Raw genomic sequence first — 13,620 nt, 5'->3', positions numbered from 1 at the left:
CCCCTAGAGCTGCTGCCACCAGCCGTCGACCGCGGGCGGGTTGTCGACGTCGACCCGCTCGCCCGGCCGGGGGACGGCCAGCTTCACGTCGCGCGCCTTGGCCTCGCGCCAGGCCCGGTCGGCCGGCTCGGCCCAGTCGTGCAGCGCCAGGTTGAACGTGGCCCAGTGCACCGGGATCATCAGGCCGCCGCGGACGTCCACGTGGGTGGCGACGCCGTCCTCCGGCACCATGTGGATGTCCGGCCACTGGTCGCCGTACGCCCCGATCTGCACCAGCGTCACGTCGAACGGCCCGTGCTCCTCGCCGATCTCCGCGAAGCCGGGGAAGTAGCCGGTGTCGCCGGAGTAGAACGCCTTGCGGGTCGGCCCGGCGATCACCCAGGAGGCCCACAGCGTCTCGTCGCGGGAGAAGCCGCGGCCGGAGAAGTGCCGGGCGGCCGTGGCGACGAACTCGATGCCGGCGACCGTGGCGCGCTCGTCCCAGTCGAGCTCGATGATGCGGGTGGCCGGTACGCCCCAGCGCTCCAGGTGCGCGCCGATGCCGAGCGGCACGAGGAACGGCGCGGCCTGCAGGTCCACCAGGTTGCGGATCGACTCCATGTCCAGGTGGTCGTAGTGGTCGTGCGAGATGACCACCGCGTCGACGGGCGGCAGCGAGCGCAGCGGCACGGGCGGCTCGTGCAGCCGCTTCGGGCCCTGCAGGCGCGAGGGCGAGCACCGGTCGCTCCACACCGGGTCGAGCAGCACCCGGCGGCCCTCGATCTCGATCAGCGCCGAGGAGTGGCCGTACCAGGTGACGTAGAGCCCGTCGCCGCCCGTCTCGGGGATGACCACCGGGATCGGGGAGGCGGGGTGGCGGCGGTCGCGGTCGGTCAGCGACGCGGCGAGCAGGCGCGGCATCGAGGCCAGGGCGACCTCGGTGGCCGGCACGGTGTTGCGGAACTTGCCGTCCTTGAACTGCGGGGACCGCCGGTAGCGCGCGCCGCGTTCACCCTCGGCCCGATCGCCGATCTTGCGGGAGCCGATCTGGAGCGGAATGTCCCGGGCGGCCCACACCGCCGCCGCGCCGAGCGCGAGGGCGATCCATCCCTTTCCGAGCCCTCGGCGGCCTTCTGCCTGCTTCGCCATGCGCGATTCCTCCGTGTCGGTTCCGTCTGACTGCCAAGTCTGACCGCCGGTGCGGCCGGCCCGCCACCGAGGTGCTGTGGATCTCCTCAGCATGGCGATGTGTGTCACACTGCCGCCGTGACTGTGCAAACCCTTCAGAATCAGCAGCAACTCATCGTGCGTCAGCGCGTGCGTTTGATGGTCAACCAGTACGAGATCCACGCCGTCGCGCCGGACGGCTCGGAGGCCGGCGTGCTCGCGTTCGCGCAGCAGAAGCGGATGGCCTTCAAGGAGCAGGTGACGCTCTACACCGACGACACCAAGACGACTCCGGTCCTCGGCTTCAAGGCCCGCCAGGTCATCGACCTGGGCGCGACGTACGACGTCACGGACGCCGCCGGCACCGCGATCGGCCTGTTCCGCAAGAACTTCAAGGAGTCCCTGCTGCGCTCGACGTGGCACCTCGAGCAGCCCGGATACGGCGAGATGGTCGGCCGCGAGTCGAACCTGACCGTGGCCATCCTGCGCCGGTTCGTGGACTCGCTGTCCTGGCTGCCGTACCACTTCGACTTCCTCCTGGGCGAGCGCCCGGCGTTCTCCGTGGTCAAGAAGTGGGGCCTGCGCGACAAGTACGTCGTGACGATCCACGACCCGCAGCTGGACCGCCGGCTCGTCGCCGCGATGGCGGTCGCCCTGGACGCGCTGCAGGCTCGCTGAGCCGGGTACGCACGCCGATGTAATAGCGTCGGGCGCATGGATGATCCCCGCGCCCGGCGCCTGTTCGGCGACGGCCTCGTCGCCCCCGGCGATCTCGCCGCCAGCCCGTTCCGCGTGGACCGGGACCGGATCGTCAGCTCGCCGTTCTTCGCCCGGCTGGGCGGGGTCACCCAGGTGATCAGCCCGGGCGGGGCGGGGCTGCTGGTGCACAACCGGCTCACCCACAGCCTCAAGGTCGCCTCGGTCGGCCGGGCCATCGCCGAGCGCCTGCTGTCCCGGTACGCCGACACCCTCGAGAAGCTGGGCGGCTGCGACCCGGACGTGGTGGAGGCGGCCGCGCTCGCCCACGACCTGGGGCACCCGCCGTTCGGCCACCTCGGCGAGCGGGTGCTCGACCACGTGGCCCGGCAACGGCTGGGGCTGCGCGACGGCTTCGAGGGCAACGCCCAGTCGTACCGCATCGTGACCAGCACGGAGATCCGCGGCCAGGCGACGATCGGGCTGAACCTGACCGCCGCCACCCGCGCCGCGATCCTCAAGTACCCGTGGACCCGGCGTACGCATCCCGCACCGCACCCGCGGCACATGGATCCCCCGCCCCGGGGTGCCGCCGCGCCGCCGGACGACCCCGACGGGGGGTCGCTGAAGTTCGGCGCGTACTCCACCGAGGTCGGGGACATGGCGCAGGCACGGCTGCCGTTCGACGGCCGGGTCGCGCCGTGGCAGCAGACCCCGGAGGCCTCGGTGATGGACACCGCCGACGACATCGCGTACGCGATCCACGACCTGGAGGACGTGCACCGCGTCGGCGTGCTGCAGCAGGGTTCGGTGGCCGCGGAACTGATGGCGTGGCAGCGGATGGAGTTCGCCGACGTGCCGGACGAGGAGCTGCTGCCGCGCCGGCCGGGTACGTCCATCGAGGCGCTGCGCCGCCAGCTGCACCGCAAGGACGGCTGGGTGGCCGACGACGAGGCGTTCGCGGCGGCGGTGGAACGGGTCCGCGCGGAGCTGGTCGACGGGCTGCTCAGCGTCCCGTTCGACGGCTCGCTGGAGGCCGAGGCGCAGGTGGCGGCGTTCTCGGCGGCGTGGACGAAGCGGCTGGTGGACGCGATCGAGGTGAGCGAGTCGCCGGCCGTACGGTCGGGGCACGTCCTGCTCGCGCCCGCGCAGTGGCACGAGGTGCAGGTCCTCAAGTTCGTGCAGAACCGGTTCGTGCTGGCACGCCCCGACCTGGCGCTGCACCAGCGCGGTCAGGCGCGGCTGCTGGAACAGCTGGTCGACGCGCTGGTCGCGTGGCTGTCGGACCGCGACGAGGCGGAGCGCCTGCCGCGCCGGCTGCGGGACCTGGTGGAGCTGGCCGAGCTGGAACTGCCGGACAGCACGCCGGACCGGCTGGCACGGGCCCGCGGCCGTGCGGTGATCGACTTCGTGGCCGCCCTGACGGACAGCCAGGCGGTGGCGTTCATGGACGCGCTGACCGGGCGTTCCCGTCAGCTCTGGACCGATGCCTTTGTCCTCTGAGAGCTGAACGCGAGGCCATGGCGTCAGTCGTGCAACGGTGTAAGCATGTAATCAAAGCTTGCACTGGGAGGTAGTCATGCGCTTCCGTCCACCCGCCGGCACCCGTACCGAGCCGCCACCCGCCGACGACGCCGCCGCCTGGATCACCGGCGCCAGCCCCGACGGCTGGTTCACCGGGCCGCCCGAGGTCGTCGTCGACCGCGACGAGATCGTCATCTGGGGCCGGGTCCCGGCACCGGAGCTGTCGGCCGACGCGAGCGACGCCGACCGCGCCGCCGCCCAGGCCGGGCGGATCCACCAGTTCCGCGAGGACAGCCGCGACGACCGGATCAAGGTCGCCCGCCAGGTCGAGCACCGTTACCAGCGCAAGGTCAGCTGGGGGCTGCGCTGCGGGGACACCCAGGAGCTGTTCACCCACCTCTCCGCGCCGGTGATGACCCGGCTGCGCCAGCCCGAACGGCAGGTCCTCGACACGCTCGTCGACGCCGGGGTGGCCCGCAGCCGCTCGGAGGCGCTGGCGTGGTGCGTACGCCTGGTCGGCGAGCACACCGATGAATGGCTGACCGAGCTGCGCGAGGCGATGACCCGGGTGGCGGACCTGCGCCGGCAGGGTCCCACCACCCTCTAGGGTTAGGCGCGTGCTGCCCGAGGTCACCGCCATCCGATACGTCACCCCGCTGCGCGAGGGCGGGTCGCTGCCCGGCATCGTCGAGGCCGGCAACCTCGGCACGTACGTGGTCAAGTTCCGCGGCGCCGGCCAGGGCCCCAAGGCGCTGGTCGCGGAGGTGGTCTCCGGCGAGCTGGCCCGGCGGCTCGGGCTGCCCGTCCCCGAGCTGGTGGTCGTCGAACTCGACCCGGTCGTGGCCCGGGCCGAGCCCGACGAGGAGGTGCAGGAGCTGATCAAGGCCAGCGCCGGCGCCAACCTCGGCATGGACTATCTGCCCGGCGCGCTCGGGTACGACCCGGTCGCGTACCCGATCGACGCCGAGCTCGCCTCCCGCGTGCTGGTCTTCGACGCCTTCGTGGAGAACGTCGACCGCAGCTGGCGCAACCCCAACCTGCTCATGTGGCACGGCGACCTGTGGCTCATCGACCACGGCGCGACGCTGTACTTCCACCACAACTGGCCGCGCGCCGCCACCGTGGTGCACCGGCCGTACAAGTGGGACGACCACGTGCTCAAGCCGTACGCGACCGCGGTGCCGGCGGCGGCCGGTGCGATCGTGCCGCAACTGACCGGCGACCTGCTCGACGAGGTGCTGGCGCTGGTGCCCGGCGAATGGCTCGCCGAGTTCGACTTCGGCACCGCCGAGGAGGCGCGCGCGGCGTACCGCGACCATCTGCTCGCGCGCGCGTCCGACCCGGCGGCCTGGATCCCGGCGTCATGAGGGTCCCGTACGAGTACGCGATCATCCGAGCCGTCCCCCGGGTCGAGCGCGGCGAGCTGATCAACGTCGGGGTGGTGCTCTACTGCCATCGGCGCGACTTCCTCTGCGCCCGTACGCACCTGCACGAGCAACGGCTGCTCGCGCTGGACCCGAACGCCGACCTGGACGGCATCCGGGCGGCCCTGCAGTCCTGGGAGATCGTCTGCGCCGGCGGCGCGGACGGCGGCGCGGCCCGCGAGATGAAGCAGGGCGAGCGCTTCCGCTGGATGGTCGCCCCGCGCAGCACGATCCTGCAGGCCGGCCCGGTCCACATGGGCCTGACCGAGGACCCGTCGGCCGAGCTGGACCGGCTGGTCGAGCTACTCGTCCGCTAGCCCTGCTCCGAGGGGCGCCTCCCACTAGGTAGTGGTGCTACCTTGTCCGCGTGGACCGGCGGACGCAGTGGTTGCGCGGCGTGCTCGACCTCTGCGTGCTCGGCGCCCTCGCTCGTGGCGAGTCCTACGGCTACGAGATCGCGCAACGGCTGGAGGCCGGCGGCCTCGGGTCCATCGCCGGCGGCACGCTCTACCCCGCCCTGCTGCGCCTGGAGCGGCTCGGGCTGGTCGTCGCCGACTGGCGGGCCGGCGACGGCGGGCCCGCGCGCAAGTACTACCGGCTCAGCCCCGAGGGCACGGCGACACTCCGCTCCGCCTCCGCCGACTGGGCCGTGTTCGTGGACAACGTCACCGCAATGATGGAGGTCCCGTGACCGTCGATGACTGGCTCGCCGCGTTCGCGGCCGAGCTGCGCCGCCGCCGGGTCGAACCGGCCGCGCTCGTGGCCGAGGCCGCCGCGCACCTGCGCGACAGCGGGCGGCCCCCGCTGCAGGTCTTCGGGCCGCCCACCGCGTACGCCGTCAGCCTCGTGGACAGCCTGCGCGGCGCGACCACCGAGCTGCGCCGGCCACCGTCCGGCGAGCGGCGCCTGGCGGCCGTCAAGATCGTCAAACGGTACGGCCGCAGCACGATCCTGGACGGCGTCGACCTGACCGTCCACGAGGGCGAGGTCGTGGCGGTCATCGGCGCCAACGGCTCGGGCAAAAGCACCCTGCTGCGCATCTGCGCCGGCCTGCTCGCCCCCGATGAGGGTCACGTCCGGATCCGCGGCACGCTCGGCTACTGCCCGCAGGACGGTGGCACCGCCGACTACCTCACCCCCGACGAGCATTACGTGCTCATCGGGGCGGGGCGCGGCGAGTCCCGGGGTGCCGCCCGGGCGCAGGGCCGTGCGGCCGCCGCGACCCTCGACTGGCCACGCTCGTCCGCGGCGGGTACGGCCCGGCACCTGTCCGGCGGCACCCGGCAGAAGCTCAACCTGGTGCTGGCCGGCCTCGGCGACCCCGACGTGCTGCTGCTCGATGAGCCGTACCAGGGCTTCGACAACGGCAGCTACCTCGACTTCTGGCAACAGGTGTGGCGCTGGCGCGACGCCGGCAAGGCCGTGGTCGTGGTGACCCACCGGCTCGGCGAGCTGGACCGCGCCGACGCCGTGCTCGACCTGACCCCGGGGAGCGCGCGATGAGCCGGACGCTGACCGTCGCCGAGATGGCCCTGCGCGAGATCGCCCGCCGCCGCGGGGTGCTGATCCTGCTGGCGCTGCTGCCGCTGGCGTTCTACTACAGCCGGCGTGGTGAGGCGTACTGGCAGTCGGTGCGGTTCGTGTCGCTGGGCATCGGATGGACGCTGAGCACGGCGGCGCTGTTCGCCGGCAGCGCGGCCCGGGCGGTGGAGCCCCGGCTGCGGCTGTCCGGTTACGCCACCCACCAGCTCTACCTCGGCCGGCTCGCGGCGCTGTGGGCGGTGGGCCTGGCGCTGATCGTGCCGTACTTCCTGCTGATCCTCATCGACCTGGACCAGGTACGGCACGGTCCGGTGGCGCTCATCCTGCTGCTGACCGTGGCGGTGGCCGCGCCGTTCGGGCTGGCGCTGAGCGCCCTGCTCCCCCGCGAGCTGGAGGGCATGCTGGTCCTGCTCACGGTCGTCGCCATGCAGATGATGCTGGACCCGGACAAGGCGGTGGCGCACGCGCTGCCGTTCTGGTTCTCCCGCGAGATCGGCGTGTACGCGATCGAGCACGACGCCGGCACCGGCCACGTGCTCCGCGGGCTGGTGCACGCGCTGATCACGCTCGCCCTGTTTCTCGTCCTGGTCGCGGTCACTTCCGCCGTACGCCTGCGCCGCCGCCCGCACGTCTCCATGGCGTAGCCGCGCCCCGGCGCAGGGCCAATGCGGCCACCCCGCTGAGCGCGACCGCCCCGGCCGCCGCCGCGCCCACCGCGGCCCGGCCGAACCGTGCCGGGCCGCCCTCGACGCGCGGCCGGCTGGCGAAGACGTTGCCGCTGCTCGGCGGCGTGCGGCGCTGGGACAGCCCCAGCCGGCCCATCAGCGGGCCGACCAGCAGGTCGTAGACCGGGGGCATGGCGACGAAGCCGAACTCGATGAGCCGGTTCGTCGCGCCCACGGACAGCTCCCGCCTCGGGCGGTCGGCGAGCCGGACGACCGCCGCGCCCATCCGCTCGGCGCTGTCCACCGGCGGCGGCGGACGGCCCACGAAACCGGCGTAGTTGGCCGCGCTGGTGTAGATCGGGGTGTCCACGCTGCCGGGGACCAGCTGGCACACGTGGATGTCCGGGGCGTCGCGGGTCTCCTGGCGCAGGGTCCGCGACAGAGCCCTCAGGCCCCACTTCGCGGTCGAGTACGCGCTCATGTTCGGCGCGGTGATGTGCCCGACCAGCGAACTCGCCGTGATCAGCGTGCCGTGCCCCTGCGCCCGGAACACCCGCAGCGCGGCCCGGGCCACGTTCGCGGGTCCCAGCAGGTCCGCGGTGACGACCCGGTCGAAGACGTGCGGCGGGATGTCCTCGAAGCGGCCGTACACCATCACCGCCGCGGTGTCGGCCCACACGTCGATGCGGCCGAAGCGGTCCAGCGCCGCCCGGGCGAGCGCGTCGACCTCCTCGCGTACGGTCACATCGGCCGGCACGACCAGGGCGTCGCCGCCGCACTCGGCCGCCACCTTCTCCAGGTCGGCGAGGCCCCGGGCGGCGAGCACGACCTTGTCCCCGCGTGCGGCGAAGGCGAGCGCGGCGGCCCGTCCGATCCCGCTCGACGCGCCCGTCAGCACCACGACCCGAGAATCCATGGCGGTCTGATACCCGGCGCCACGGCCGCCGAACGAGCCCCGCGGGCTTTATTTTCGGCCGTGAGCAGGGACACTGACGGCATGGACCTGCCGATCAACCCGCCCGTCAAGCCGATGCTCGCCAAGCCGGTCGCCGACATCCCGCCGGGGCAGCTCTACGAGCCCAAGTGGGACGGCTTCCGCTCGATCATCTTCCGCGACGGCGCCGAGGTCGAGATCGGCAGCCGCAACGAGAAGCCGATGACGCGCTACTTCCCCGAGGTGGTCGAGGCGGTCCTGGCGAACTTCCCGGAACGCTCCGTGATCGACGGCGAGATCATCGTCGCCGACACCGGGCGCAACACGCTGGACTTCGAGGCGCTGCAGCAGCGCATCCACCCCGCCGCCAGCCGGGTCAAGCTGCTGTCCGAGCAGACGCCCGCCGGCTTCGTCGCGTTCGACCTGCTGGCCCTCGGCGACGAGGACCTCACCACGCGGCCGTTCGCCGAGCGCCGCGCCCGCCTGGAGGAGTGCCTGGCCGGTGTCAAGCCGCCGGTCTACGTCACGCCCGCCACCGACGACCTGCAGACCGCGCGACGCTGGTTCGCCGAGTTCGAGGGGGCCGGGCTCGACGGGCTCATCGCCAAGGGCAAGGACCTGGAGTACGAGCCCGACAAGCGGGTCATGTACAAGATCAAGCACAAGCGTACGGCGGACTGCGTGGTGGCCGGCTACCGGCTGCACAAGTCCGGCGACAACCGCATCGGCTCGCTGCTGCTCGGCCTCTACGACGAGCGGGACGTGCTCGTGTCGGTCGGGGTGATCGGCTCGTTCCCGATGAGCGTCCGCGAGGAGCTGTTCACCGAGCTGCAGCACCTGGTCACGACGTTCGAGGGGCACCCCTGGAACTGGGCGGCGCACGAGTCCGGGGAGCGTACGCCCCGCAAGAACGAGGTCAGCCGCTGGAACGCCGGCAAGGACCTGTCGTTCGTGCCGCTGCGCCCGGAACGCGTGGTCGAGGTCCGCTACGACTACATGGAGGGCCTGCGGTTCCGGCACACCGCGCAGTTCGAACGGTGGCGCCCCGACCGGGAACCCCGCTCGTGCACGTACGAGCAGCTGGAACGGCCCGTGCGGTTCAACCTCGCCGACGTGCTGACGAGCCGCTGAACCACGGGCACAGCCGCAGCGCGTAGCCTCGTGCGCGGAACAATCGCACGACGAAAGGCCGCGCACCGTGCCGCGTACCTCCCGTCCGGTCCTCGCCGCCCTGGTGGCCGCGGTCGTGGTGACCGCCGGCTGCACCCTGCCGGTCTTCGCCCCCGAGGACTCCGACGGCGCCGCGCCGAAGCCGCCCGCCGGCAGCAAGGCGCCGCCCGCCGTACCCGGCACGCAGGCGCAGTGGACGCCGTGCCCCGAGGTGCCGCAGGAGCTCGTCGGGCGGGGCGCGCAGAACATGGCGTACGACTGCGCGTCGGTCGCCGTGCCCCGCGACTGGAACGCCCCGCAGAGCGGCGGCACCTACGACGTGGCGATGATCCGCATCCGCTCGAACGACCAGGGCGACCGGATCGGCTCGCTGCTCATCAACCCGGGCGGCCCGGGCGGCTCCGGCATCGACACCGCCGTCTACCTGTCGTTCGGCCAGGCGCTCGGCGGCCTGCCCACCGAGGTGACGAACCGGTTCGACATCATCGGCTTCGACCCGCGCGGCGTCGGCCGGTCCAGCCCGGTCAAGTGCATCAGCGACAAGGACCAGGACGCGACGTTCGCCGCGCCGCCCGACCCGCGGTCGGACGAGGAGTTCCAGCAGGTCGTCGCGCTCAACAAGCGGGTCGCCGAGGGCTGCGGCCAGAAGTACGGCGACCAGCTCGGCACCTTCAGCACCGAGCAGGCGGCGCGCGACATGGACGCCATCCGCTCGGCGGTCGGTGACGCGAAGACCACCTACCTCGGTTTCTCGTACGGCACGCTGCTCGGCGCCACGTACGCCCAGCTGTTCCCGACCAAGGTGCGCGCGCTGGTGCTCGACGGCGCGATCAACCCGAAGCAGGACTTCGTCGCCGGGTCGGAGTCGCAGGCGAAGGGCTTCGAGCGCGCCTTCACGAACTTCACCGCGTGGTGCCGGGCCACCCCGGACAAGTGCCCGATCGCGCCGGACGCGCGCAAGGCGGTGACCGACGCGCTCGCCAAGGCGAAGGTCTCCCCGGTGCAGGGCGACGACGGCCGCGAGGCCACCCCGGGCTGGATCTTCGTCGCGGTCATCTCCTCGCTCTACACCGAGTCGGGCTGGCAGCAGCTCGCCAAGGCCGTCGACGACCTGCAGGGCGGCGACGCGGGCGGCATCTTCGACCTCGCCGACCAGTACGCCGACCGCAAACCCGACGGCACCTACTCCAACCTCTTCGACGCCAACCTGGCGGTGAACTGCGCGGACACCGACCAGGCGCCGTCGGTCGAGCGGATCCGGCAGCTGCAGGGCGAGTGGCGCGCCAAGTACCCGCTGTTCGGCGCCTCGCTGGCGCTGGGCATGATGCCGTGCACGTTCTGGCCGGGCAAGCGCGACCCGTACCCGGCGGGCGCGGCGAACGGCGCCCCGCCGATCGTCGTCGTGGGCACGACCGGGGACCCGGCCACGCCGTACGAGAACACCGCGCAGCTGGCCGGCATGCTCGGCACCGGGCACGTGCTGACCTGGGAGGGCGAGGGGCACACGGCGTACCCGAGCACGCAGTGCATCGTGACCGCGGTGGACCGCTACCTCATCGATCTGACGGTGCCGCCGGAGGGCCGGCGCTGTCCGGCGCGCTGATCCCCTCCCGCTCGGCGAGCTCCTCCAGGAGCCGGCGGACCACCCGCAGGTTGTTCTTCAGCTCCTCCTGCTCCTCGTGGCGGAACGCGTCGGTGTCCACGATCAGCTTGCTGGCGAAGTGCGCGGTGATCAGCGGCACGACGATCAACACCATGATCGAGATGAGCAGCGCCGCCATCAGCCGGGCCTGCCAGGTGTGCGGTGAGATGTCGCCGTACCCGACGGTGGACGCGGTGACCACACCCCACCACAGCGCGTCGCCGATGCTCACGTCGTGCTCGAAAACCCGGTACAGCCCGGCGCAAACGAGGATGAGCAGCAGGTACGACAGAATCAGCGTGCGCGGCGAGTTCGCCAGCCAGACCATTCCCCGGTAGATCTGCCGAAACGGCAGGAGCAGCAACCGCATGGCGTCATCGTGCACTGGCCGGGCCACCGCACGGCTCAGCCCGACGGGCGTGTCAGGATGGCCGCGTGGCCCAGTCGATCTCGCACCCGCCCGCCGTCTTCCGCCCGGCCACCCGCGCCGACGTGCCCGCGATCCTCGCCCTCCTGACCGACGACGACATCGCCCGCTCCCGCGACGCCGCGCCGGCCCCGCCACACGGCAACGCCGCCACGCAGACCCCGCGCCACGGGAACGCGGCCGCGCTGACCGCGCCGCACGGGAGCGCCGCCGCGCACACCGCGACCCACGGGAACGCCGCCGCGCAAGCCCCGCCGGACGAGAACGATGCCACGCAGACCCCGGGAAGTGAGCGCGCCGCCGTGCCGATCCCTGCCGGCGAGGACGCGCCGACCCCGGAGAGCGAGGACGCGGCCGCCTGGGCGGCTTTCGAGGCGATCGACGCCGACCCGCGCAACGAGCTGATCGTCGCCGAGGCCGGCGGCAAGATCGTCGGCACCTGCCAGCTCACGTTCATCCCGTCGCTGAGCCGCCGCGGCGCCGAGCGGATGACCATCGAGGCCGTCCGCGTCCGCGGCGACCAGCGCGGCCGGGGCCTCGGCCGGCAGATGATGCTCTGGGCGCTGGAGCGCGCCCGCGAGCGCGGCTGCGGCCTGGCCCAGCTCACCACCGACAAGCGCCGCACCGACGCGCACCGCTTCTACGCCTCGCTCGGCTTCGAGGCCAGCCACGAGGGCTTCAAGCTGCCCCTCTGACGCTTCCACTCCCGGACGCGGCCCCGCTTCGCCTTCAGCGCGGCGCTAACGCTTTTCCTTCAGGTCGCGGTCCTTCGACGGCTGCACCCGCTTGGGCTCCCCCGGCATCTTCGGATGATCCGGCGGATAGGGCAGGTCCCCGGCGCCGGCCTTCTCGTCGCGCTCCGACCACTCCAGCAGCAGCGTGATGTCGTGCGCGACCTCGTCGATCGCCGCGTGCGCGTCGCCGAGCTGCGCGATCCGCTTCGGCACCGTGCGCAGGTCGAAGTCGTCGGGCTCGACGTCGCCCAGCTCGGTCCAGGTCACCGGCGTGGACACGGTCGCGCGGGCGTTGGCGCGCAGCGAATACGCGCAGGCGATCGTGCGGTCGCGGGCCATCTGGTTGTAGTCGATGAAGACCCGGTCGCCGCGCTCCTCCTTCCACCAGGAGGTGGTGATCCGCTGCGGGCTGCGCCGCTCGACCTCGCGCGCCAGCGCGATCGCGGCGCGGCGGACCTGCACGAAGGACCACTTCGGCTCGATGCGGACGTACACGTGCACGCCGCGCCCGCCGGAGGTCTTGGGGTAGCCGGTCCAGCCGAGGTCGTCGAGCACCTCGTGCACCACCCCGGCCGCGGCCACCACGTCGCCGAAGTCGAGCCCGGGCTGCGGGTCGAGGTCGATGCGCAGCTCGTCGGGGTTGTCCGGGGCGGCCCGGCGCACCGGCCAGGGGTGGAAGACGATCGTGCCCATCTGCGCCGCCCACGCCACGTGGGCGAGGTCGGCCGGGCAGAGCTCGTCGGCCGTACGCCCGCTGGGGAAGGTGATCGTCGCCGACTCCACCCACGGCGGGACACCGCGGGCGGACATCCGCTTCTGGTAGAACATCTCCCCCTCGATGCCGTCGGGGAAGCGCTGCAGGGTCGTCGGCCGGTCCCGCAGGGCGCGCATGATCCCGTCGCCGACGGCGAGGTAATACTCGAACACGTCGCGCTTGGTGTAACCCCTGCTCGGGAAGCACACCTTGTCGGGGCTGGTCAGCCGTACGGCGTGACCGGCGACCTCGACCTCTTCGGCGGGTGACCTGGAAGCTGCCATGGGTTCGACCTTAGGCCCCGGGTACGACAGCGGCCGCCTCCCCGGGTCGAGGAGACGGCCGCGTCGAGCGGGCAGGGCTCAGGCGCTACGACGCCGGCGGCTGTAGAGGACCGCCGCCGCGCCACCCGCGACGAGCAGGGCACCCACCCCGAAAGTCAGGCCCATCGGCGCGCCCGTGACCGGCAGGGTTCCGCCGGCGCTGACGCCACCGCCGGTGCTGCGGCTCGGGCTCGCCGCCACCGCGGGCGACGTGGCCGGCAGCTCACCGCCCGGCGGGACGGTGTTGACGACACCGGTCGGCGTGGTGCTCACGCCCGGGGTCGGCGTGGTGGTGCCGGGCGTGGCGGTGGTCCGCGAGGGGATGGGCGAGGTGGTGGGCTTCTCGCCGCCGTAGCCGTCGTTGCCGCGGGTGCCGCCACCGGTCGCGTCGTCGTCGCCGTACCCGCAGTCCTCGTCGCGCTGCCCCTCCGAGCAGGGGGTCGTCATCACGGCGGGGTGCTGGGCGCGGGCCGCGGCCTGGTCAGCCGTCGCCACGGCGGGCGCCCCGGTGAGGGCCAGGGCGGCGACGGCGGTGACGCCGGCCGCGGGCAGTGCGGCGGCCAGTCGGCGCGTCAACTTCATGAAGGGAATCCGTTCTGTTGCGGTAGGTCCGTTGCAGTCCGCTGGGAGTTTAGCGTT

The 13,620-nt window shown here is 72.8% G+C and carries 15 protein-coding genes and 1 pseudogene; 11 read left to right on the top strand and 5 right to left on the bottom strand.

Annotated features, from left to right (window positions below; all coding sequences use genetic code 11):
• Positions 1 to 3: 3 nt before the first annotated feature.
• Positions 4 to 1,128 carry an MBL fold metallo-hydrolase gene (locus COUCH_RS09270; protein WP_249611652.1) on the bottom strand — a complete coding sequence of 375 codons (1,125 nt, stop codon included), beginning with the start codon at positions 1,126 to 1,128 and terminating at the stop codon, positions 4 to 6.
• A gap of 177 nt (positions 1,129 to 1,305) precedes the next feature.
• On the opposite strand from COUCH_RS09270, the gene COUCH_RS09265 reads away from it, so the two are divergent.
• From COUCH_RS09265 to COUCH_RS09230, 8 genes are all read left to right on the top strand, one after another.
• Positions 1,306 to 1,824, top strand: coding sequence for a hypothetical protein (locus COUCH_RS09265; protein WP_249613646.1), 519 nt, complete (start codon positions 1,306 to 1,308; stop codon positions 1,822 to 1,824).
• Between the two features lie 36 nt (positions 1,825 to 1,860).
• Positions 1,861 to 3,345, top strand: a complete 1,485-nt coding sequence (locus COUCH_RS09260) for a deoxyguanosinetriphosphate triphosphohydrolase family protein (protein ID WP_249611651.1) — start codon at positions 1,861 to 1,863, stop codon at positions 3,343 to 3,345.
• Between the two features lie 76 nt (positions 3,346 to 3,421).
• On the top strand, positions 3,422 to 3,973 hold the full coding sequence (locus COUCH_RS09255; protein ID WP_249611650.1) for a hypothetical protein: 552 nt from the start codon (positions 3,422 to 3,424) through the stop codon (positions 3,971 to 3,973).
• A 10-nt stretch (positions 3,974 to 3,983) separates the two neighbouring features.
• The gene (locus COUCH_RS09250) at positions 3,984 to 4,733 is read left to right on the top strand and encodes a HipA family kinase (protein ID WP_249611649.1); all 750 of its coding nucleotides are present in this window, start codon (positions 3,984 to 3,986) and stop codon (positions 4,731 to 4,733) included.
• Entirely contained in the window at positions 4,730 to 5,107 is a 378-nt protein-coding gene (locus tag COUCH_RS09245; protein ID WP_249611648.1) for a DUF3037 domain-containing protein, read from the top strand. Before COUCH_RS09250 ends, COUCH_RS09245 begins: the two co-directional genes overlap by 4 nt.
• Positions 5,108 to 5,157: 50 nt before the next feature.
• The gene (locus COUCH_RS09240) at positions 5,158 to 5,481 is read left to right on the top strand and encodes a PadR family transcriptional regulator (protein ID WP_249611647.1); all 324 of its coding nucleotides are present in this window, start codon (positions 5,158 to 5,160) and stop codon (positions 5,479 to 5,481) included.
• Positions 5,478 to 6,293 carry an ATP-binding cassette domain-containing protein gene (locus COUCH_RS09235; RefSeq protein ID WP_249611646.1) on the top strand — a complete coding sequence of 272 codons (816 nt, stop codon included), beginning with the start codon at positions 5,478 to 5,480 and terminating at the stop codon, positions 6,291 to 6,293. Before COUCH_RS09240 ends, COUCH_RS09235 begins: the two co-directional genes overlap by 4 nt.
• A complete protein-coding gene (locus COUCH_RS09230; RefSeq protein ID WP_249611645.1) occupies positions 6,290 to 6,976 on the top strand; it encodes an ABC transporter permease in 687 nt (228 codons plus the stop codon). The genes COUCH_RS09235 and COUCH_RS09230 overlap by 4 nt, the downstream gene beginning before the upstream one ends.
• On the opposite strand, the gene COUCH_RS09225 is transcribed toward COUCH_RS09230, so the two are convergent.
• Positions 6,927 to 7,913 carry an SDR family NAD(P)-dependent oxidoreductase gene (locus tag COUCH_RS09225; protein WP_249611644.1) on the bottom strand — a complete coding sequence of 329 codons (987 nt, stop codon included), beginning with the start codon at positions 7,911 to 7,913 and terminating at the stop codon, positions 6,927 to 6,929. The genes COUCH_RS09230 and COUCH_RS09225 overlap by 50 nt on opposite strands.
• Before the next feature lie 81 nt (positions 7,914 to 7,994).
• On the opposite strand from COUCH_RS09225, the gene COUCH_RS09220 reads away from it, so the two are divergent.
• Positions 7,995 to 9,062, top strand: a complete 1,068-nt coding sequence (locus COUCH_RS09220; RefSeq protein WP_249613645.1) for an ATP-dependent DNA ligase — start codon at positions 7,995 to 7,997, stop codon at positions 9,060 to 9,062.
• Between the two features lie 67 nt (positions 9,063 to 9,129).
• Complete coding sequence (locus COUCH_RS09215) at positions 9,130 to 10,704, top strand: alpha/beta hydrolase (RefSeq protein WP_249611643.1); 1,575 nt, start codon at positions 9,130 to 9,132, stop codon at positions 10,702 to 10,704.
• Here the strand turns inward: COUCH_RS09215 and COUCH_RS09210 are convergent.
• Positions 10,655 to 11,113, bottom strand: coding sequence for a potassium channel family protein (locus COUCH_RS09210; RefSeq protein ID WP_249611642.1), 459 nt, complete (start codon positions 11,111 to 11,113; stop codon positions 10,655 to 10,657). The two genes, COUCH_RS09215 and COUCH_RS09210, sit on opposite strands and share 50 nt — an antisense overlap.
• 404 nt (positions 11,114 to 11,517) lie before the next feature.
• Here COUCH_RS09210 and COUCH_RS09205 point away from each other — a divergent pair.
• Positions 11,518 to 11,865: pseudogene (locus COUCH_RS09205) on the top strand (GNAT family N-acetyltransferase); the annotation flags it as partial.
• Positions 11,866 to 11,910: 45 nt separating this feature from the next.
• Here the strand turns inward: COUCH_RS09205 and ligD are convergent.
• Together ligD and COUCH_RS09195 are read right to left on the bottom strand one after the other, a co-directional pair.
• Positions 11,911 to 12,942, bottom strand: a complete 1,032-nt coding sequence (ligD, locus tag COUCH_RS09200; protein WP_249611641.1) for a non-homologous end-joining DNA ligase — start codon at positions 12,940 to 12,942, stop codon at positions 11,911 to 11,913.
• A gap of 78 nt (positions 12,943 to 13,020) precedes the next feature.
• The gene (locus tag COUCH_RS09195) at positions 13,021 to 13,563 is read right to left on the bottom strand and encodes an LPXTG cell wall anchor domain-containing protein (protein WP_249611640.1); all 543 of its coding nucleotides are present in this window, start codon (positions 13,561 to 13,563) and stop codon (positions 13,021 to 13,023) included.
• Positions 13,564 to 13,620: the final 57 nt, after the last annotated feature.

Origin of the sequence: Couchioplanes caeruleus (assembly GCF_023499255.1) — a bacterium.
Taxonomy (GTDB): Bacteria; Actinomycetota; Actinomycetes; order Mycobacteriales; family Micromonosporaceae; genus Actinoplanes; species Actinoplanes caeruleus_A.
The sequence above is the reverse complement of the archived record's forward strand: the minus strand, read 5'-3'. Positions and strand labels throughout refer to the sequence as shown.

Excerpts from the sequence above, each read along its gene's own strand:
- ligD (WP_249611641.1), bottom strand. The coding sequence starts at position 12,942 with ATGGCAGCTTCCAGGTCACCCGCCGAAGAGGTCGAGGTCGCCGGTCAC.
- COUCH_RS09230 (WP_249611645.1), top strand. The coding sequence starts at position 6,290 with ATGAGCCGGACGCTGACCGTCGCCGAGATGGCCCTGCGCGAGATCGCC.
- COUCH_RS09210 (WP_249611642.1), bottom strand. The coding sequence starts at position 11,113 with ATGCGGTTGCTGCTCCTGCCGTTTCGGCAGATCTACCGGGGAATGGTC.
- COUCH_RS09260 (WP_249611651.1), top strand. The coding sequence starts at position 1,861 with ATGGATGATCCCCGCGCCCGGCGCCTGTTCGGCGACGGCCTCGTCGCC.
- COUCH_RS09265 (WP_249613646.1), top strand. The coding sequence starts at position 1,306 with ATGGTCAACCAGTACGAGATCCACGCCGTCGCGCCGGACGGCTCGGAG.
- COUCH_RS09220 (WP_249613645.1), top strand. The coding sequence starts at position 7,995 with ATGGACCTGCCGATCAACCCGCCCGTCAAGCCGATGCTCGCCAAGCCG.
- COUCH_RS09195 (WP_249611640.1), bottom strand. The coding sequence starts at position 13,563 with ATGAAGTTGACGCGCCGACTGGCCGCCGCACTGCCCGCGGCCGGCGTC.
- COUCH_RS09225 (WP_249611644.1), bottom strand. The coding sequence starts at position 7,913 with ATGGATTCTCGGGTCGTGGTGCTGACGGGCGCGTCGAGCGGGATCGGA.
- COUCH_RS09245 (WP_249611648.1), top strand. The coding sequence starts at position 4,730 with ATGAGGGTCCCGTACGAGTACGCGATCATCCGAGCCGTCCCCCGGGTC.
- COUCH_RS09255 (WP_249611650.1), top strand. The coding sequence starts at position 3,422 with ATGCGCTTCCGTCCACCCGCCGGCACCCGTACCGAGCCGCCACCCGCC.
- COUCH_RS09270 (WP_249611652.1), bottom strand. The coding sequence starts at position 1,128 with ATGGCGAAGCAGGCAGAAGGCCGCCGAGGGCTCGGAAAGGGATGGATC.